The sequence below is a fragment of the Microlunatus parietis genome, from assembly GCF_013407955.1.
Lineage (GTDB): Bacteria > Actinomycetota > Actinomycetes > Propionibacteriales > Propionibacteriaceae > Microlunatus > Microlunatus parietis.
This window is the reverse complement of sequence record NZ_JACCBU010000001.1, coordinates 3,264,999-3,284,744: the sequence shown is the minus strand read 5'-3', so window position 1 is coordinate 3,284,744 and position 19,746 is coordinate 3,264,999. Positions and strand designations below refer to the sequence as shown.

The 19,746-nt window shown below is 65.6% G+C and carries 19 protein-coding genes and 1 pseudogene; 16 read left to right on the top strand and 4 right to left on the bottom strand.

What is annotated here, in order from left to right; all coding sequences use genetic code 11:
* Positions 1–21: 21 nt before the first annotated feature.
* On the bottom strand, positions 22–1,161 hold the full coding sequence (locus BKA15_RS15880) for a tyrosine-type recombinase/integrase (protein ID WP_218871361.1): 1,140 nt from the start codon (positions 1,159–1,161) through the stop codon (positions 22–24).
* 127 nt (positions 1,162–1,288) lie between these two features.
* Here BKA15_RS15880 and BKA15_RS36410 point away from each other — a divergent pair.
* The 5 genes and pseudogenes from BKA15_RS36410 to BKA15_RS15860 form a co-directional block, all read left to right on the top strand.
* Positions 1,289–1,723, top strand: a pseudogene (locus BKA15_RS36410) (DNA cytosine methyltransferase); the annotation flags it as partial.
* Positions 1,724–1,750: 27 nt separating this feature from the next.
* A complete protein-coding gene (locus tag BKA15_RS36890; RefSeq protein ID WP_312879693.1) occupies positions 1,751–2,797 on the top strand; it encodes a DNA cytosine methyltransferase in 1,047 nt (348 codons plus the stop codon).
* Positions 2,798–4,042: 1,245 nt separating this feature from the next.
* The gene (locus tag BKA15_RS15870; RefSeq protein ID WP_179752331.1) at positions 4,043–4,831 is read left to right on the top strand and encodes a hypothetical protein; all 789 of its coding nucleotides are present in this window, start codon (positions 4,043–4,045) and stop codon (positions 4,829–4,831) included.
* 42 nt (positions 4,832–4,873) lie between these two features.
* On the top strand, positions 4,874–5,194 hold the full coding sequence (locus tag BKA15_RS15865) for a hypothetical protein (RefSeq protein ID WP_179752329.1): 321 nt from the start codon (positions 4,874–4,876) through the stop codon (positions 5,192–5,194).
* 520 nt (positions 5,195–5,714) lie between these two features.
* Positions 5,715–6,677: a reverse transcriptase family protein gene (locus BKA15_RS15860; protein ID WP_179752327.1), complete on the top strand. Its 963-nt coding sequence runs from the start codon at positions 5,715–5,717 to the stop codon at positions 6,675–6,677.
* 1,083 nt (positions 6,678–7,760) lie between these two features.
* On the opposite strand, the gene BKA15_RS15855 is transcribed toward BKA15_RS15860, so the two are convergent.
* Positions 7,761–8,657 (bottom strand): helix-turn-helix domain-containing protein, encoded by an 897-nt coding sequence (locus tag BKA15_RS15855; protein WP_312879057.1) that lies wholly within the window; start codon positions 8,655–8,657, stop codon positions 7,761–7,763.
* Here BKA15_RS15855 and BKA15_RS15850 point away from each other — a divergent pair.
* The 9 genes from BKA15_RS15850 to BKA15_RS15810 all read left to right on the top strand — a co-directional run bounded on the left by BKA15_RS15850 (position 8,638) and on the right by BKA15_RS15810 (position 17,637).
* Positions 8,638–9,768 (top strand): aldo/keto reductase, encoded by a 1,131-nt coding sequence (locus tag BKA15_RS15850; protein WP_312879055.1) that lies wholly within the window; start codon positions 8,638–8,640, stop codon positions 9,766–9,768. The genes BKA15_RS15855 and BKA15_RS15850 overlap by 20 nt on opposite strands.
* A 26-nt stretch (positions 9,769–9,794) precedes the next feature.
* The gene (locus BKA15_RS15845; RefSeq protein ID WP_179752325.1) at positions 9,795–10,781 is read left to right on the top strand and encodes an aldo/keto reductase; all 987 of its coding nucleotides are present in this window, start codon (positions 9,795–9,797) and stop codon (positions 10,779–10,781) included.
* 5 nt (positions 10,782–10,786) lie between these two features.
* Complete coding sequence (locus BKA15_RS15840) at positions 10,787–11,428, top strand: flavodoxin (protein WP_179752323.1); 642 nt, start codon at positions 10,787–10,789, stop codon at positions 11,426–11,428.
* A gap of 340 nt (positions 11,429–11,768) precedes the next feature.
* On the top strand, positions 11,769–12,725 hold the full coding sequence (locus BKA15_RS15835; RefSeq protein ID WP_179752321.1) for a TIGR03885 family FMN-dependent LLM class oxidoreductase: 957 nt from the start codon (positions 11,769–11,771) through the stop codon (positions 12,723–12,725).
* Positions 12,725–14,263 carry an alpha-amylase family protein gene (locus BKA15_RS15830; protein ID WP_179752319.1) on the top strand — a complete coding sequence of 513 codons (1,539 nt, stop codon included), beginning with the start codon at positions 12,725–12,727 and terminating at the stop codon, positions 14,261–14,263. The genes BKA15_RS15835 and BKA15_RS15830 overlap by 1 nt, the downstream gene beginning before the upstream one ends.
* A gap of 53 nt (positions 14,264–14,316) precedes the next feature.
* Positions 14,317–15,066, top strand: a complete 750-nt coding sequence (locus tag BKA15_RS15825; RefSeq protein WP_179752317.1) for a phosphotransferase enzyme family protein — start codon at positions 14,317–14,319, stop codon at positions 15,064–15,066.
* A 34-nt stretch (positions 15,067–15,100) separates the two neighbouring features.
* Entirely contained in the window at positions 15,101–16,084 is a 984-nt protein-coding gene (locus tag BKA15_RS15820; RefSeq protein ID WP_179752315.1) for a right-handed parallel beta-helix repeat-containing protein, read from the top strand.
* Positions 16,085–16,160: 76 nt separating this feature from the next.
* Complete coding sequence (locus tag BKA15_RS15815; RefSeq protein ID WP_179752313.1) at positions 16,161–17,282, top strand: Gfo/Idh/MocA family protein; 1,122 nt, start codon at positions 16,161–16,163, stop codon at positions 17,280–17,282.
* 82 nt (positions 17,283–17,364) lie between these two features.
* On the top strand, positions 17,365–17,637 hold the full coding sequence (locus BKA15_RS15810) for a hypothetical protein (RefSeq protein ID WP_179752311.1): 273 nt from the start codon (positions 17,365–17,367) through the stop codon (positions 17,635–17,637).
* Here the strand turns inward: BKA15_RS15810 and BKA15_RS15805 are convergent.
* A complete protein-coding gene (locus tag BKA15_RS15805; protein WP_179752310.1) occupies positions 17,634–18,020 on the bottom strand; it encodes a nuclear transport factor 2 family protein in 387 nt (128 codons plus the stop codon). The genes BKA15_RS15810 and BKA15_RS15805 overlap by 4 nt on opposite strands.
* A 95-nt stretch (positions 18,021–18,115) precedes the next feature.
* On the opposite strand from BKA15_RS15805, the gene BKA15_RS15800 reads away from it, so the two are divergent.
* On the top strand, positions 18,116–18,451 hold the full coding sequence (locus tag BKA15_RS15800; RefSeq protein WP_179752308.1) for a PadR family transcriptional regulator: 336 nt from the start codon (positions 18,116–18,118) through the stop codon (positions 18,449–18,451).
* A 5-nt stretch (positions 18,452–18,456) separates the two neighbouring features.
* Positions 18,457–19,125, top strand: coding sequence for a hypothetical protein (locus BKA15_RS15795; protein ID WP_179752306.1), 669 nt, complete (start codon positions 18,457–18,459; stop codon positions 19,123–19,125).
* Here the strand turns inward: BKA15_RS15795 and BKA15_RS15790 are convergent.
* A complete protein-coding gene (locus BKA15_RS15790) occupies positions 19,055–19,735 on the bottom strand; it encodes a dihydrofolate reductase family protein (RefSeq protein WP_179752304.1) in 681 nt (226 codons plus the stop codon). The two genes, BKA15_RS15795 and BKA15_RS15790, sit on opposite strands and share 71 nt — an antisense overlap.
* Positions 19,736–19,746 lie beyond the last annotated feature (11 nt).

The window sequence follows — 19,746 nt, the reverse complement described above, 5'->3', positions numbered from 1 at the left end:
GTGTGCGGACGGGTCAGAGTCCTAGCCACCGAACACCGTCTTCACGTCGTCGGCGGCGTAGCCGACTGCGAACTGCGGAGCGGCGACCGGGCGCGCGAAGTGCTCGGCGAGCTTGTCGAACAGTTCCTCCGTCCGCGGCTGCAGATACCGCTCGGTCGTGGAAAGCTGCCGGTGCCGCAGCACCGTCTGCACCTCGACCAACGACATGTTCGGATCGGCGGCCATCCGGTAGGCAGCCGTGTGCCGCAGATCATGCAACGTCCAGTTCGTGCCCAACCGTTCATCGACGCGCTGCAACACCCGCCGGGCCGCCCAATAAGTCAGCGGCCGGACCGGACCGCGGATCGTTCGCCAGACCGGATCGTCCGGACCAGGTGCGCCGTGCTCGTCGAAATACCAAGCCAGGTAACGGAAAGCGGCCGGTGAGGCGGGCACTGCCTCCAGCACGCGAGTCCCCTTGGACACGACCCAGATCCGTTGCCCAGCCCAATCGATGTGCCGGCCGAGCATTCCCAGCAGCTCCTCGGCGCGGCCGCCGCTGGACACGTAGCACTCGAACAGCGCCCGGTCCCGGTTCGTGCGGAGCGCGCCGAACAACTCCTCCCACAACGGCTCCGGAATTGAGCGGGGCGCTCGATCGGCAACCCGCTGGCGCAGCGGCGCCCGGCGAGTCACCGGCCGCGCCGCGATCGGGCTCCGGTGCGCCAGCAACGCGCGGCGCTCGGCAGACTCCGGCACCGGGTTGACCAGCGGCCCGTCCCCATTGCGCAAATGGAAGGCGTAGAACGACGACAGCGACGACAGCGCATGATTGATCGTCGTCTTCGCATAACCCGCGGCCAGGCTAGGCTTGCCCGTCTTCAGGTTCACCGAACCGGGCGACTCCGCATCAGTCCGGGTGCGCCGCCGCTGCGGATTCGGCGCCGACCGCATCCAGCTGATCAGCAACTCGATCTCAACCCTGGTAGCCCGGTCCCATTCGACCTCAAGCAGCGTCAGCAATCGCCACCACCGCAACAGGTCGTGACCGTAAGACCGGCAGGTCAGCGGACTCCCGTCGCCGAGCACGAGCTCGCGGAGGAAAGCACTGATGTAGCCGAGCGGGACACCGTCCCCATCGACCACCCAATACGGAAGCCGGGGATCCCCGGTCACTGTCACGTCACCAAGCTGGGGCATGCGAACCCGCCCCTCCAGCACGGCCTGCCGAAGCTCCACCTGCAACTACCTCCACGTGTGTGGCCCACAAGATCAGGACCAGAGATAGTGCAGTCAACAGTGCGAGACCCACTCGGCGAACCACCCCGACACCGAGCACCTGTGCGCGGACGTGTCCCAGATCGATCTGCGGTATCTGCCGCGGACGTTGGTGCTGTGGGCCTCGCCGATCTGCACCGAGCTGTCACCGGCCGGCGGCCGGCGGAAGAAGGGCCACCAGCTCGACCTGTTCGAGGACCACGGCCACGTGCCGACTGCGGCGTTCGAACGGACCAGGGTGACGTTCTGGGAGGTGATCCGGGCCGCCGAGCTGCACCGCTACCCGTTCGTGGTGATCGAGAACGTCGTCGAGGCGGCCGACTGGGAACTGTTCGACGTGTGGCTGGCAGGCATGGCCGCGCTCGGCTACCAGCAGCAGTTCATTTCGATCTCCGCCGCCCACGCGTTCGACTTGCAGGGCAACGACCCCGCGCCCCAGTGGCGGGACAGGATCTACGGGATCTTCACCCGTACCGGCATCAAGCAGCCCGACATGTCACCGCGTCCCTTGGCCTATTGCCCGCGTTGCGACCAGGTCGTGGAAGCCGTGCAGTGGTGGAAGCCGCGCAAGGGCCAACAGACATTCCTTGGGCGCACGATCGGCAAGTACGGAACCCAGTACCTGTACGTGTGCCCGGTCGGTGACCACGGCGTGATCGAGCCCTTCACCGCACCGGCCGCGGCGGCGATCGACTTCACCGATATCGGGGTGCGGATCGGGGACCGGGAACAGCACGGCATGCGCCCGCTCGGCGCCAACACGTTGCGGCGGGTCGAGTACGGACTCCGCGCGATCGGGAACCCGGCCCTGGTCGCTGCTGGCGGGAACACCTACGACAGCGCGTCCGGCGCCCCGAACTCCTACCTGAGGGCGTGGCCGGTCGACGGCAGCCCGACCCCGGCGCAGGTCACCACCGCGCAAAACGCGATCGCGGCGACCCCGCAGTTCGTGATGGGCGTCAACCACGGCGGATCCAACGGTCGACCCTTCGACCCGGACCAGCAGCCCATGCCGACCGCGACCGTGAAGCGCGAGGGCCTGGTCAGTCCGGGACCGTTCGTGACGATGCTCCGCAACCACGCCGGACCGACCCCGATGGGCCAGCCGCTCGACACCTTCGCTACCGCCCGGCACCACTACCTGACCGTGCCGCCGAGCGCGATGATCATGAAGCAGTACGGCGGCCGGCTCGTCGACCGGAACGCCGTCAAACCCGTCACCGAGCCCCTTCCCGCGGCGGTAGCGCAGTCCGCGCCGACCCTGGTGATCCCATACCGAAAGGGCGCTAAGCCCCACCGGACCGATCAGCCGCTGTCGACGGTCGCGACCCGCGAAGCTCACGGACTCCTCCAGGCCGGCGTTGCTGTCGAGGACTGCTACTTCCGGATGCTCAAGCCCCGCGAAGCCGCCAACGCCCAACGATTCCCATCCGCCTACACGATCCACGGCAACAACGGCGAGCAGCAGATGCAGGCCGGGAACGCGGTCGCGGTCAACGTCGCCCGCTGGATCGGCGGACGCATCATTCAAGCCCTCTAAGAAATCCAACCCCGATGGGGTGGAGTGGACTCAACTCGCTTGGGCCGCTGGCAGGTCCAGTGGGGGCCGGCCCTGCCCCTTCCATGCCCATCTCAACGTCGCGGCTGCGCCCTCGACGATCAGCCGCCGAGGATCGTCAGTGCCAGCGACCCGGATAGCCTTCTTGTCTGCCGCGAGATGTTCGCGCTCCAGCAACTCCTCGTGTGCGCGCCGGGTGGTGTGGGTGATTGGCGCTCGGGCTGGTTCCGGCCGGCCGTTGAATGTGACAGTGGCGCACGCAATCCACCTGCACATCAGACAGACACCAGTTGCGTACTCTTCAGTCTTGCCGAGGAGTTCCGCTGCACGCCAGACTTCCGCGAACGCGGCACGCGGCACCCGGAGATTCCCACGGGGGATCCTCTCGATGTCCTCAGCGCGCACATCCATGATTCAACGATCGCACGACGGACTGACAATTCCCAGAGCTACACCGATCCGGGGGTTCGCCGCGGCGCGGTGTCGTCGGTGACGGGTCGAATCTGGTCGGGGGATTCCCACCGAATCAAGACGTCGCCCTGGTGAGTGTCGACAGCTGCAATCTGGGCCTGCCATTTTCCGCCATCACGTCGGGTGTCGAGCACTAACGCGGGCGAGGGCCTGCCTCCGTCGTAGAGCGGGCCTCGCCATGCGTGGCGGGTGCCCCGCCGGCCCGTCCAAGAGCCAGCCGGCGTCGGGTCTGGGATCGGGTCCAGTAGCTCGGCCGGGACCCAGACGACGCTGACCGATGCGGGGGTCCGCTGCACGGCAACCAGGCACCGCCAGGTCTCGGTTCCGGGTTGTGGGAGCCAGAGGGCTACGATTCCGGGTGACGGCGCGGCGTAGCTGCCGTGGGTGTGCACCCAAACGTGTCGCGACGGCAGATCCGGTACGAGCCCCATGAGCACATCCTCGCAAGGACCTCTGTCAGCCTGGCGGGGCTCATGCCTCAAGATCATTTAGTCCGTGGGGTGGGTTCGAGTTCCACGGCCCTACCACTGGTGGCAAGGTCCCAAAACTAGCCCCGCAGCGCAAAAGGTCCTGTAACTTGATCAGCATGTTGGGGTTCCTGCGTGGCGTTCCGCTTGGGGCGTCGTGGTCGAGCACTCGACGAGGCCGGATGTGAGCGACCGTTCGAACATTCCAAATGCGGTAAAGCGCATTGTGCGTCAAAGGTGCGGCTACGGTTGCGTGATATGTGGGAATCCCATCGTCGAGTATGACCACATGGCTGGAGGCTGGTCAACAACGCGGCGGCATGTCGCAGAAGAGATCACCCTCCTGTGCCCCAATCATCACAGCGAGAAGACCAGAGGATTCTTGCCGGAGAAGTTAGTCGAGCTGGCAGATTGCAGACCCGCGAACCTCCAGGCCGCATCCACGCCAGGATATGCAATGGCATATGGCGATAACGCGATTACTGTGGAGATCGGGACAACGGAATTCACGCTTAAGCGCGGGATGAAGAGGTTCGTTGGGGTCGTTGTTCACGGAATCCCTCTGTTCTCGACTCGTGTCGAGTCTGGTCGTCATCTTGTGTCGGCTGTTGTTCTCGATCTGGCTAACCAGGTGCAACTGTTGCTGGATGACAATGAACTACGCTTCAAGACGCGACACTGGGACGCAGAGTTTATTGGCTCGACTTTAACGATCCGGCACGGTCCTCGCGATGTTATCTTACGGGTTCGATTCTCCGCGCCGGACCGGGTCATATTCGACCGCGGTCGACTCATGTGCAACGGAGTTGAAATAGACACCGCGGGCCAAGCGGGCCCGTTCGCCTTCAGCAGATCCAAATTTGAAGGCCGCGATGCGGGGATTGCTCTTGGCCTGCACGCGAAGGCTATCGACGCCTCGCTTCGGGCAGAGAATGTGATCCGCAAAGAGGGTAATTGGAGTGACAACAGGGTCGGCTGGCTAGCATCTGATGTGCGAAGCAGTGTCTCGACGCGAGCCGAACCGTTCGTCAGGAACTGGCGCATCGGCCCAATCCTTGACTGGAAGTGGATATTCTGACCGATCTTCGGCAACGGTTGATCTGGTGTTACAATCGAGTCTGTGACTCAGTCGCAAGAGGATGAGGCAGACGCAGATGGAATCATTCATGTCGCGCTCGATGAGTCATTTGACCCGATGGTTTGCGTTGGGGCCACGGTCGCGGAGTCCGATTTTGCGACGATTAATGATTCGATCCAGCGACTGTATGAGGAGCTCACTGGATATAGCTGGCTGGACGAATTGGATTCCTTCCAGCGTTTCAAGTCTGACGGATTTCACATGTCGAATGACTCGGCCGATGTCGCTGGTCGATTCGTTCCATTCCTTGGCCACACGTTGGGGTTCAATTCTTATCTCTTCTTTTCTGAGGCGGTCCGCTAGGAAAAGTTAGAACGACTCTACTTCTCTATCGCGAACTGATAAGAACAGTACTGCGCCGGTATCGGGGGAGGCGCGTTATAAAGATGTATTTCGAACAGAATGACGAGCTCCAGCCCTACTTTGACCCAGTTGTGAGGCACTGTCTGCGATCCCTGGGCAGGCGCAAGCCGCTCGTCGAAGTGAATATAACGCCAAAGATGCAGCCGCATCTCCTGTCAGTGTGTGACTATACGATGCTCACCTTCTCTCGTTGGTACAAGGGGTACAGGCAGTGTGAGGCGATGACTCAGTCGCCAAGTGACTTCACTTGGCGCAACCTGAATGTGCTTCGACGGTCAATCTCGCTAATACGTTCGATAGATGATGGCGGCCATACTTTCTCTCGACGGGACCTGCCCTTTAGTCCTATGATATGATATCGCGCGGATGGGGGTGACGCCTTGGGCGTGCTAGGACGCATGCGACAGGAAGTTAGATCAGGCACTTCGGCTCACCTCCATCCTTTAGTCTGGAATTCGAAATGGCAGTCACGGTTGATCAAATCGAACGCATGATGGGCGTTCCGCCAGGAACGCTTGACAAGACTGCTCGGATTCTTGAGGCGGAAACAGGATTCACGATACTGAGGATCCCTTCAAGGCGAGGGAGATTTCGTCGCGTGGTTCGCCTCACGACCACGCTCGACTCAATCATAAAGGGCATTCGGCGAAGTCTTGAAGCTCAACTAAGTTTCGTTCCGCGCGACTGTGTTCATGGATGTGTAAAGCAGCGCGGCATATTGACGAATGCGCGCGCGCATGTGGGGAAAAAGGTAGTTCTCCGGATCGATATTCGTCGATTCTTCGAGTCGATTTCGGTCAGCCAAGTCGAAGATGCGCTTCGGACGTCAGAAGCTGATCCTGAATCAAGCGCGCTTGTTGCACGGTGTACGACTCTAGGTGGATTTCTCCCTGTGGGGTTCAGTACGAGCCCGCTACTCGCGAATATGATCTTCGATGGCACTGATGCGCTTCTCGGTGACTGTGCCAAATCATACTCCCTGAGCTACACTCGGTACGTCGACGACTTGTCATTCTCGGGAGAGCACCTCGATGATCAGATTAGGTTGGAGATTGAAGGAGTTCTGAGGAGCCAGGGCTGGGAGATACAAGACCGCAAGACACGCTTCATGCGTGCCGGCCACGCGCAGTACGTGACCGGCCTGTCGGTGAACGACCCCAACGGCCCGCATATACCGCGAAATATGAAGCGGTTCCTGCGACTTGAAGTCCACCACGTAGTGCGATCGGGCTTTGGGGCGTCAGTCCTCGGGAAGCGTAAGCTCCTGGGCCATATAAATCATGTCAAGCATGTAGATTACGACCTTGGCCTGGAGCTGCACGACGCCATCCGATCCGCAGGCTTGTTGGTCGGGAGGCCGGACGATGAGAGTCCCGAGGACGGCCTGGAACTGTTCTGGGAGGACATCGGTATCGACTTCTAGAGATATTCAGCCCCGCGGGTCTGGCACGGGTCAGGCTGACGTCCCTAGGTGTGGGCCTGAACTCCGGGGTTGGATTGGTGTGGCCCTCTCGTCGAGAGGGCCACACCCTGGTGCTACTTCCGCCGCCGGTTCTGCCAAAACTTAAAGCACTTCGAGAGAGCTCGTAGTACCCTACTGCGATCCTTGGGCGGAACGCCCCAGAGTGAAACAACAATTGCCGCGAGCCGGATCAAAGCTAAGGCAATGAGCACGACCACGGCCATCCAAGTTGCAACCCACATGGTGGTGCTCCCTTCGCTGGACGGTTGGGTCGGGACTTCGACCCCCGGCTTGCGCCGGGCACGAAGCTCCCCCGGCCGCCGATCCCTCCGGGAACTCATGAGGCTGGTTGAATCACCTCGTTCATGATCTCACCCGTTGTGGAAGCTTGCCGGGAAAGTGGGCTCATCCGTGGAATCGACTGTGGGACTCAGAACGCTTCTTGTTGCGGGGAGCGGGCCGGTACTTTCCGTCCGTGCTGGGTTGCGGATCTGAATAGGTGCATCGGTGGTCGAAGGCACTGCCGCGACCTATCGGGAGGCCCGGTGCACCCGGCCACCGCCCAAATCCCGGAGGGCTGGCAGGTGCTGGCCTGGGCCGTGCCTGAGCATCTTCTCGATCGAGCAGTGCGCGGACGGTGTGGTCGTACACGTGTGGCGCAGGGTAACCGGCAGGCCTGCATCGCGGGGATGGACCGTAACACAGGACCTCGGAGTCTTCATGATCATCTGTCCATCACTCTGTCCATCAACAGCCAGCAAGCCATGCCGAATCTGACACTCAAGGCACCCAACAGGTCGCGGTTCCCGCCTGAGACAAGTGGCACTGCGCCAGCCCTCGGACTTTTAATCCGCGGATTGTAGGTTTCGAGTCCACGGGCCCACTGGTTCAGAGTTGATGTTTGAAAGTCTCGGTGCGCTTGCAACCTGGCGCCGTGACGTAGATGTTGGGGTCGTCGCGGGAGCCGACCGCGATTTGCCAGAGGTAGGAGGCTGTGCCCGCATCCGGCAAAGTCATTCGAGGTGGCGGTCGGGACGGCTTGAGTTATCCGCCGGCCGAGATGTCTGTCGACGTGCTGGCGTGCGGCACCGCCCTGCGCGTTGCGATCCAGCTGATGAGGAGTTGGAGTTGATCTTCGGCGTTGCTTCCGGGGTCGGCGGTGTAGGCGACGAGCACAAGGTCGTCCCCGGCTAGATCGAGGGCGTTGCCGGTGAATTGGATGTCGCCGACGATGCGGTTGTGCAGGGTCTTTCGGGCGGTGCGGTGGAGGCGGACGTTCTGTTTGGCCCAGCGGGTTGCGAAGTCGTCGCTGCGGGTGGACAGCTCGCCGACGAGGTCGCTGAGGGCGCGGTTGCGCGGGTCGCGGCCGGCTTGGGTTCGGAGTGAGCCGGCGAGGTCGTCGGCGACTTGCTCCCATTCGAGGTAGATGTCTCGGGCGTGGGGGTCGAGGAACAGGAACCGGGCCAGGTTGACGGGAAGTTTGTCGTTGTCGAGGGCGCCGTCGTAGAGGGCCTGGCAGAGTTCGTTGGCGGCGAGGATGTCCATGGTGGGGGTGCGGACGTAGGCCGGGATACCGGTGAGCCCGTCAATGATGGTGCGCACGGCCGGCCGGAGTCCGGACTGTTTCGGTCGGGTGGACCGGCGAGCTGCTGGAGCGGCTGGGGTGGTGCGGGCGAGGTCGAGGAGGTGCTGGTACTCGGCTTCGTCGAGCTTCAGGGCGCGGGCGACGGCTTCGAGCACGGTGTCGGAGGCTCCGGCGAGGTGACCGCGTTCGAGGCGGGCGTAGTAGTCAACACTGACGCCGGCGAGCATGGCGACTTCTTCGCGGCGCAGGCCGTGGACCCGGCGCCGGTCGCCGAATGTGGGCAGGCCGGCCTGTTCCGGGGTCAGCCGGGAGCGGCGGCTGGTCAGGAATTCCTGGATGTCCTTGCGGCGGTCCACGATTCCGACGGTACGGGCACTGGCCGGGGCCGCACCAGGTACTGGCAATACATGGCACGGCAGTCACTGGTTCGGCAGGTGGCCGACGCGTTTGATGGAGACACATCGAACAGAAGGGCAGAACGTCACCATGGAACAGGTACGACTCGGATCGTCGGGGTTGAAGGTCAGCCGGCTCGCGCTGGGCTGTATGAGTTTCGGTGATGGTTCCCGGATGCCGTGGGCGTTGGGCGACGAGGCCGGCGAGCCGATCTTTAGGCAGTCGATCGAGTTGGGCATCACGTTCTGGGACACCGCCAACATTTACGGCTACGGCAGCTCGGAGGAGATCGTCGGCCGCGCCCTGCGGAAGTACACCAGCCGGGACGACATCGTACTGGCCACCAAGCTGTTCCAGCCGATGCACGACGGCCCCGGCGGTGGTGGGCTGTCTCGGCGGGCCGTGATGGAGCAGGTCGACGCCTCACTGCGCCGCCTTCAAACGGATTACATCGATCTGTACCAGATTCACCGGTTCGACTCGGCGACGCCGATCGAGGAGACGATGGAGGCGCTGCACGATGTCGTGAAGGCGGGCAAGGTCCGCTATCTCGGCGCTTCGTCGATGTGGGCCTGGCAGTTCGCGTCGATGCAGCACGCCGCCGATCTCGGTGGCTGGACCCGGTTCGTGACGATGCAGGACCAGTACAGCCTGCTGCACCGCGAGGAGGAGCGGGAGATGTTCGGCCTGCTCGCCCACCAGGGCGTCGGCTCTTTGCCGTGGAGCCCGCTCGCTGCGGGGCGGCTGGCCCGACCGTGGGGCCAGGCCGGTACCGAACGATCGGCCAAGAACCCGGACGTCGACATGTACGGGACGCCGCTGTTCCTGGACAGCGACGCCGCGATCGTCGACGCCGTCCAGCAGATTGCGGAAGCTCGGGGTGTGTCGATGGCGCAGGTCGCGCTGGCTTGGGTGCTGCACAACCCGATCGTGACCGCGCCGATCATCGGATCGACGAAGCCTCATCACCTCACCGACGCTGTGGCGGCGCTGGACATCGTCCTGACCGAGGACGAGCTGACCGCGCTGGAGCAACACTACGTCCCGCGGCAACCGACCTACTTTCGCTGAAATCTCTTACCTGCAAGGACGTTGACATGATCACCAGAACTCTCGGCGCCAGTGGGCTCGAGGTCTCCGCGATCGGGCTGGGCTGTATGGGCCTGAGTCACGGTTTCGGCCAACCCGTCGCTGATGATCACGGCATCGCGCTGATCCGTGACGCTGTCGACCGCGGTGTCACGTTCTTTGACACCGCTCAGGTCTACGGCCCGTACACCAACGAGGAACTCGTCGGGAAGGCCCTCGCCCCGGTCCGCGACCAGGTCGTGATCGCCACCAAGTTCGGCTTCGGCATCCAACCCGGCCAGCCGAACACCCTCAACAGCCGGCCCGACCACATCCGCGAAACGGTCGACGCGTCATTGCGACGGCTCGGCGTGGAGAAGATCGACCTGCTCTATCAGCACCGCGTCGACCCCGAGGTTCCGATGGAGGAGGTCGCCGGCACCGTCACGGACCTGATCGCCGCGGGCAAGGTCGGCCACTTCGGACTGTCCGAAGCCGGAGTCGAGGCGATCCGGCGCGCCCACGCCGTCCAACCGGTGGCGGCGCTGCAGAGCGAGTACTCGCTGTGGTGGCGCGAACCCGAGGCCGAGATTCTGCCCACTCTGGCCGAACTCGGCATCGGGTTCGTGCCGTTCAGCCCACTGGGCAAGGGATTCCTCACCGGCACCGTCAGCACCGGCACGTCGTTCGAGACCGATGACGTCCGGGGCCGGCTGCCTCGGTTCGGTCGACAGGCCCCGGAAGCCGACCGCCGCCTGGTCGAGCTGGTCGCCGAGATCGGGGCGCGCCACCAGCTCACCGCGGCACAGGTCGCGCTCGCCTGGCTCCTCGCCCGCCAGGAGTGGATCGTGCCCATCCCCGGCACCACCAAGCTCCACCGGCTCGCTGAGAACACCGCAGCAGCCGGCCTCTACCTGACCGCCGACGAACTCGCTCAGATCACTGCAGCCTCCGACCAGGTCGACCACACCGGCGACCGCTACCCGGCCGCCATGCAGGCCTGGATCAACCGCTGACCCCGATGACCGCACCTCTGCCGCGCCGGACCCTCCTGCTCGGCGGCCTCGCCCTCGGCGCCGCCAACTGCACCCGCCCCGCCCCCGACGACCAGCCCCCTTCGTCGCCGCCGGCCGGTCGGTCCGGGCGGGTGCTGCTGGCCTACTTCTCCCGCGCCGGCGAGAACTACTACTACGGTGACCGGCGCAACCTGACTGTCGGCAACACCGAAGTCCTCGCCACCATGATCGCGGAACTGATCGACTGCGACACCTACCGCATCGAGGCCGCCGACCCGTATCCCGACAGCTACGACGCCACCGTACAACGCAACACCACTGAACAAGACGCCGACGCCCGGCCGGCGATCGCCAACCCGCTCGCCTCGATCACCGACTACGATCACGTCCTGCTCGGCAGCCCGATCTGGAATCAACGGCCACCGATGATCATGACCACCTTCGCCGACGCCCACGACTTCACCGGCCTCACCGTCCACCCCTTCGTCACCTACGCCGTCAGCGGACTCGGCAGTACCGAAGATGTCTACACGACCGCCTGCACCGGAGCCCAGATCAGCCCCGGCCTGGCCGTCCAAGGCGAAGAAGTCCCCCAACACCGCGGCGACGTCGAGACCTGGCTTCGCGAACGCAGACTCCTCAACTGAACCTCGCGTTGCTGGACGGGTGGTTGGCCCCGAGGGCACTCGATGCATGCCGGATCTCGAACAGTGAGACGCCTCCTGGGCGACCAAGCCCGAGACTGTTCGAATAAGTTACAGCACCTGAGTTGCTTCCCATGGCCATGCCCATGAAATCGAGACTGCCCATGGCAAAGATGACAGACATGCCGCCGCGGAGTAGTCCTCTGACTAGGTATTACACGCCAGCTAGCGGGCAACTTCGGACTACGGATCAGAAGGTTGCAGGTTCGAATCCTGCCGGGCGCGCCAGTTGAACCGATGGCGCAGCGCGTAACCCTCCCGACCGTTGGGTACGTGGCACGAGGTGACGGTCATCGGCATCCACGCCTCCCACGAACAGATCCACCCCACCGCGCTGCTGGACGCGGTCCGGCGGGCGGAGCAGGTCGGCTTCGACGCGGCGATGAGTTCGGATCACTTCTCGCCCTGGAGTCACCGGCAGGGACAAAGCGCGTTCGCGTGGTCGTGGCTCGGGGCGGCGTTGCAGGCGACGACGCTGCCGTTCGGAGTGGTCACGGCTCCCGGTCAGCGTTACCACCCGGCGATCATCGCGCAGGCCATCGGCACGTTGGGGGCCATGTTCCCGGAGCGATTCTGGGTGGCCCTCGGCACCGGCGAGGCCAGCAATGAGCACATCACCGGCGAGGCCTGGCCGGACAAGGCGACCCGCGCCGCACGGCTTCGCGAGTGTGTGGAGGTCATCCGCGCGCTGCTGCGCGGCGAGGAGGTCACCCACCGGGGATTGGTGGTGGTGGACCGAGCCCGGGTGTGGACCCGGCCCGAGCAGCCGCCGTTGCTGATCGGGGCAGCGGTCAGTCCCGAGACGGCAGCGTGGTGCGCGGAATGGGCGGACGGCCTGATCACCGTGAACGCACCGGCCGAGAAGTTGATCAAGGTACGGGACGCGTACCGGGACGCCGGCGGCCGCGGGAAACTGCACCTGCAGGTGCACCTGAGTTGGGCACCCGACGAGGACGCGGCGCGGGCGACCGCGCATGATCAGTGGCGGAGCAACGTGTTCCCGCCGCCGGCCTGCTGGGACCTGGACCTGCCGGAGACCTTCGATGCGGTGTCCGAGCACGTCTCGGTGGAGCAGGTGGCGCAGGTGGTGAACATCTCGGCCGACCTGGGCTGGCATTCCAAGATCATCCGCGAATACGTCGAGCTCGGGTTCGACGAGGTCTACCTGCACCACGTCGGTCAGGAACAGCGGGCGTTCCTCGATGCGTTCGGTGATCATGTCCTGCCGGAGGTGCGGTGATGCGACTGACCCGGACCGCGGACCTGTGGTGGATGAACGCCGTCGTCTACTGCCTGGACGTGGAGACGTTCCACGACTCCGACGGTGACGGCGTCGGCGACTTCCGCGGCCTGAGCCAGCAGATCGATCACCTGCAGCGGCTGGGGGTGACCTGCCTGTGGCTGATGCCGTTCTTCCCGACGCAGGACCGCGACGACGGCTACGACATCACCGACTTCTACGGCGTGGACCCGCGGCTGGGCACGCTGGGCGACTTCGCCGAGTTCGTCCGTACCGCCCGGGATCGCGGGATGCGGGTCATCGTGGACCTGGTGGTCAATCACACCTCGGCGCAGCACCCCTGGTTCCAGGAGGCGCGCGACCCGTCCAGCCCGCGGCACGACTGGTATGTCTGGGCCGACGAGAAACCCGCCGGAGCCGATCAGGGCGTGATCTTTCCGGATCAGGAGACCTCGCTGTGGACGTACGACCGCAAGGCCAAGCAGTACTACCTGCACAAGTTCTACAAGCATCAGCCCGACCTCAACGTCGCCAACCCGGCGGTGCGGGACGAGATCGCGCGGGTGATGGGGTTCTGGATGGCGCTGGGGTTGTCCGGGTTCCGCGTCGACGCGGTGCCGTTCCTGCTGGAGGCCCCGATCGAGGCCCTGCCCGACCCGCACGACTACCTGGGTGACCTGCGGGCCTTCCTGTCCCGGCGCAACGGCGAAGCGGTGCTGCTGGGCGAGGTGAACCTGCCGTACACCGACACCATGAAGTTCTTCGGCGGCGCCGACGGTGTGGGCGACGAACTGCATCTGTGCTTCGACTTCATCGGCATGCAGCAGCTGTACCTGTCCCTGGCGCGGCAGGAGGCCAGCCCGCTGGCGCACGCGCTCAAGGAGCGGCCGGAGCCGCCGCGCGACTGCCACTGGGCGACCTTCGTCCGCAACCACGACGAGCTGACCCTGGACAAGCTGACCGTGCCCGAGCGGCAGGAGGTGTTCGCCGCGTTCGGGCCCGAGGAGGACATGCAGCTGTACGGGCGCGGTCTGCGGCGGCGGCTGCCGTCGATGCTGGGCGGTGACCTCAAGCGGATCAAGCTGGTCTACAGCCTACTGTTCTCGCTGCCCGGCACGCCGGTGCTGTTCTACGGCGAGGAAGTCGGCATGACCGAGGACCTGTCGGTGCCCGGCCGCGAGGCCGTACGGACTCCGATGTGGTGGGACGCCGCGGCCGAGCAACGCCGCGACCCGGCTTCCCTGCTGGAGTGGATCAAGCTGCTGATCGAGCGCTACCGCGAGTGCCCGGAGCTGGCCTGGGGCGCCTGCCAGATCCTCGACACCGCCGACCCCGCCGTGCTGGCGCACCGCTGCGACATCGACGGCGGCACCGTGCTCGCCGTCCACAACCTCGCCGACCGCGCCGTCACCGTCGAGCTGGGCCGGCTCGACGGAGATCTGACCGACGTGTTGGTCGACGGCACGGTGCCGGTCACGGACGGCACGGCGAGCATCGATCTCGGCCCGCACGACTGCCGCTGGTTCCGGATGGCCTGAACGAACGGGTAACTCCGTTGAGTGGAGGATGGGCCTCTGCCAGGATGTCGCCGATGGGATGGCCGGCGCTGAAGCAGTGGGGTGACGACGCCCGTCGCATCGAACCGTTGACCGGCGGGGTCGGGGTCAACGAGGTGTGGAGCGTCCGGGTGAACGGGCGCCTGGCGGTCGGCCGGCTGGGCCGGCGCAGCGACGCTGATCTTGCTTGGGAGACCGACCTGTTGCGCCACCTCGACCGCGGCGGGATGGCCGTACCGGTTCCGATCCCGACCACGGACGGCCGCAGCTTTGCCGACGGCCTGGTGGTGATGACGTACGTGGAGGGCGGGCCGCCGGAGACCGAAGCCGACTGGCAGCGGGTCGGCGAAACGCTGCGGCAACTGCACCGGCTGACGCGTGACTGGCCGCAGCGCCCGGGCTGGCGATCATCGACCGATCTCCTGCACGCCGAGACCGGAACGCGGGTCGATCTCGGGGCGATGCCGCCCGAGGGTGTCGTGCGCTGCCGGGCGGCCTGGGCGCGCGTCGCCGGAGGTGCCCGGTGCGTCGTCCACGGCGACCCCAATCCGCGCAACATCCGGATGACCGCCGATCGCGTCGCGCTCATCGACTGGGACGAGTCGCATGTCGATGTCGCTGATCTTGATCTCGCGTTGCCGCACAACGCTGTCGGCCTCGACGAGGAGGCGTACGACCTCGCCGCGCAGGCGCGGGCCGCCTGGGAGGCGGCCGTGTGCTGGGATCCCACCGGGGTCGACCCGTTCGGGGCCAACCGACTCGCCGAAGTCCGGGCCCGCGATTAAGCTAGGCAGTAAATCGCCATTACGGGGGTCCGGAATGCCAATGCGGTTGTGTTCTCTGCTGGTACTGGTCGGCTTGTTGATCATGGGCCCGGCGGGGGCGGGCACGCCTGCTTCGGCTGCGGCACCGACTCACCTCCATGTCAGTACGGACGGCTCGGACACGAATCCGGGTACTGCCGAGGCGCCGTTGGCGTCGTTGACCCGCGCGGCGCAGCTGCTCGCCGACGTGCCGGCGGGGGACCAGGGCGGAACGGCCACGGTCTGGATCGCGCCGGGCACCTATCACGAACCGGCGGTCGTGTCCTGGGGCAAGGTCACCCTGGATCGGGTCACGCTCCGACCGACCGATCCGGCGCACCCTCCGACGTTCGACGGCAGCCGAGCCACCGGTACGTCCCACTACTGGATGAACACCGGCGGCGGGCCCAGCCTCGATGTGAGTGGCATGGTGATCACGCACTACCGCACCGGCGGCATCCGGCTCGACACCGACGGCAACGTGATCGACCGGATGGTGTTCACCGAGCTCGGCAACGCCTTCGTGCCCGACGGTCCTGGCTACGCCGCGCTGCACCTGCTCAACTCCTCGAACAACACCGTGACCGACTCCGTGTTCCGTGACCTGGTGAACACGAGCTGCCCCGGCTGTATCCATGCCGCCTATGTCGCGAACGGCAGCAGTGACAACCACTTCGCCCGCAACACCATGGCCCGGATCACCGGTGACCCGGTGCGGTTGCGTCACGACACTCACCGCAACCTGTTCGAGCAGATCGCGTTCACCCGGTCGGGGACTGCGTTCCCGCACCGCGCGATGGCCTCGTTCTGGCGGTTCAGGGACACCGAGGTGTGCGGCGTCGACAACCGCGTCGAGCGAAGCGTCTCCGACGGTCGCTACTACGACGGAACGTCTGGGCAGCGGACGATCGGCAACGGCGCAGAGCCCGGCACCGAGGTGTGTGACCAAGCACTGCGGGGCATCGGCAACGTGATCAACCCGAAGCTGCAGTTGCCCTGATCACTGCTCGCCGCGGGGTGTTCACATCGTGTGCGGGCACTCGCGGCGAAGTTGATCATTCTGATCTACTGAGGCCATGGCTGATCAGGTTCGCATCGGAGTCGTCGGCGCCGGCAGCATCTCGGTGCGGGGGATCCTGCCGCATCTCGCTCAACCTGATCTTGCTGACCGGGTCGCGCTGGCCGCAGTGTGCGACCCGGTGCCGGGCAGGGCCGCGGCGGCAGCCGAGAAGTTCGGGGTCGAGCAGGCGTTCACCTCGTACGAGGAGCTGCTGGCCGCCGGTGACGTGGACGCCGTGACGATCGCCTCGCCGATCGGGTTGCATTACGAGCAAGGGAAACTGGCGCTCGAAGCGGGCAAGCATGTCCACTTCAACAAGACGATGACGATCACCGTCGCCGAGGCGACCGAGTTGATCGATCTTGCTGCGGCCCGGCAGCTGCGGATCGTCGCGTCGCCGGGCGAGATGCTCCGTCCGCATCACGTACGAACTCGCGAACTGATCGCGGAGGGCGCGATCGGGACACTGTCCTGGGTCAGCTGCGGTGCCGCCTTCGGGACGTACCACGAGAACGAGTCGGTCCGCGGCGGCAGCGACGTCCTGACCAACATCGACCCGTCCTGGTACTTCCGCAAACCCGGCGGCGGCCCGATGTACGACATGACGGTCTATTCGCTGCACACCGTCACCGGGATCCTCGGACCGGCCCGGCGGGTGACCGCGATGTCCGGCGTCCGGGTCCCGACGCGGTCGTTCGGCGATCGCTCGGTGGAGACCGACGCCGACGACAACACGGCGGTCTTGATCGACTTCGGCGACAACCTGTTCTGCGTGGCGACCGGTACCGCCGCCGGAACGATGACCGGTGGCATGGGCGGCGCCTTCTACGGGACCGACGGCACGATCAACGGGCTGCTGCTCAACGGCGAGCCGTTCGACTTCCCGGGCCGCAACCCCGCCGAGACGCAGGCCCGCGGGCCGCTCAACCAGGCGCTGCTGCCGCACGTGACCGGGCCGCATCGGGAGATCGAGGAGCAGCACGTGTACGAGGACGTGATGCAGCTCGTCGACTGGGTCCGCGACGGTACGCCCTCGATCGTCACTGCCGAGCACGCCCGGCACGTGATCGACATCATCGAGTCCGGTTACCGCGCGGCGGAGACCGGTCAGACCCAGGACCTGACGACGACGTTCTGATCGAATCGGCCGACGCGGCTACGCGACCACTAAGCTGCTGCCTCACGGTGCCACGGCGGGACCGAGGCAGGGGTGCGCGGAGTTGTCAGGTGGTGACACGGATCTGGACCTCTCGGGCTGGTCGCTGCGCGACCTCGAGGCCCAGCTGCGCCAAGCCGACGAAGCGATCCGGACCGTCAGCATGCTCGACGGCGTCGCGCGGAGCCGGAACAAGAACATGGCGATCCGTGAGGTCGCGATCCTGTCCGTTCGCCGGCGTCGGATCCTGGCCGAGATCAAGCGTCGTCGGAAGGCGCTCGAAATCTGGCGGGCGAACCAGACGCTCGTTCACTCGCCGGCCACGCCCGACGTCTAGTCTTCGGCGGCAGCCCTGAGTCGGGGACCGGCGTGCCCGGCCAGCAGGCGCCACCGGCCGGAGTCCCTGATCCAGGTCATGGTAATCAACAGCCGGAACTCCTCCGGTTCACCGCCCGCGCCGGCGACGATGTCGATCACCGTCCCGGTCAGCACGGCGCAGTCGCCGATCACTCGGATCAGCGGCTGCACGATCTCCTGCGCCGCCCAGCCGACCGTGGTCGTGTTGCGCCGGATGTAGTCGTCCCGATCCAGTACCAGACCGGCGAACGAGGTCCAGCGGCACTCCTCGTGCATCGACGCCCGCAACCCGTCCGCGTCACCGGTCGACAGGGCTTCGGCCCGCCGCCGGGCCGCGGCCAGAACATCCTCCGCGTCGCTCATGCCGCCCAGCCTGGCGGGCCGGGGCCCTTGATCAACACTGGGTCGATCATGCCCGAAGGGTTGCGCCGCGAGCATTTGTTCTACAAGATAGAAGAATGGTTGGACGACGACGCCAGGTGCCGGGCGGGCTCGAGTTGGTCGCGCTGCTCGCTGTGGCGGAGCTCGAGCAGGAGGCGTACGGGTTGAGCATCCGGCGCGAGGTGAGCCGGCGCTGCGAGCACGACTACTCGGTCGGCGCGATCTACACCACGCTGGCGCGGCTGGAGGAGAAGGGCTGGGTCAGCTCGACCGTCTCCGCGCCGTTGGCGGTCCGAGGCGGCCGCTCCCGTCGCCAGTTCACCCTCACCGGCGACGGTCGTCGAGCCTTGGCCGCCGCCCGGCGGCACGCCGAACAGCTGTGGCAGCCCACGATCGGAGAGCAACTCACATGAGGAACATGATCACCGAGACCACGTTCGCGGCCCTGGTCTCCGACCGGGCGACGGCGGACGCCATGCTCGGCGACCTGGTCGAGGAGCGTTCCGAGATCGCCGCCGAGCGCGGCGAGTCGGCGGCCCGGCGTTGGTATCGCTGGGAGTTGATCCGTTCTGCGCCGGCGTTGGTTTGGCGTCGAATGCGGGAGGCGCCGGTGCCGGTGCTCCTGTGGGCTCTGCTCGGCCTGTTGATCATCGGCGCCGTGGCGCCGGTGATCGGTATGGCGATCGAGCTGCTGCAGCAGGTGATCACCGGACCGACGCCGTACACCGACCTGTTCGTTCCGCTCGCGATCGGTCATCTCGTCGGCGGCGTGGCCGCCGGTGGGATCGTTGGCCGGCTGAGTCGGCGCGCCCCGCTGGCCACCGCTGTCTGGGTTGCGTTGGCCTGGATTGCCTGGCTGATCATCTCGGTCGTGCTCAGCCCGGTTGCGGTGTGGATGTTGCTGACGCCGGTCGGGTCGGTGACGGAGGTCAACCTGGCCGGCCGGACGTTCTCGATCGTTGCGGGAGTTCCTGATCTTCTGGTGATCATCGGTGTGCTCGCCGGCGGATTCGCGGTCACGCTGCGTTCCGCTCCCGGACCGCGTACGTCAGGTAGGTCACCCCTCTCGGCGAGGCCTCCGCACTGACCGGCTCCAGGCCGAGACGATCGGCGTCCACGCCTTCGAACAAGCGGATTCCGGTGCCGAACAGCACCGGGGACAGCGTGATCATGAACTCGTCGACCAGGCCGGCGTTCAGATATTCCATGATCGTCGTGCCACCACCGGAGATGCGGACGTCGCGATCGCCGGCGACCTGGCGGGCCTGGACGAGCGCCGCCTCGATGCCGTCGTTGACGAAGTGGAACGTGGTCCCGCCCGGACGTTCCCAGGGATCACGCTGCTCGTGCGTCACCACGAAGACCGGAGTGTGGAACGGCGCTTCCTCGGGCCAGGACAGCTCGCCCGCGTCGAACATGCGCTTGCCCATGACGTTCGCGCCGATGCGCTCGTGCGTCATCCGCGCGACGTCGTTGTCGAGGCCTTCCTCGCCGCCCTGACCGAGCTTCAGGTTCTCCCGGAAGAACCGCTGCGGAAAGGTCGCCTGATGCAGCTCCGACCACTGGGCCAGCCAGCGCCGCACCTTCGGATCGTCCGGTTTCCGCTGCGGCCCGAAAAGATCTTGGGCGGGTACGTCCTCGGGTGCGACGAAGCCGTCCAGCGACATCGCAACGCTGAAGAACACCTTGCCGGTCATCGGTCGATCCC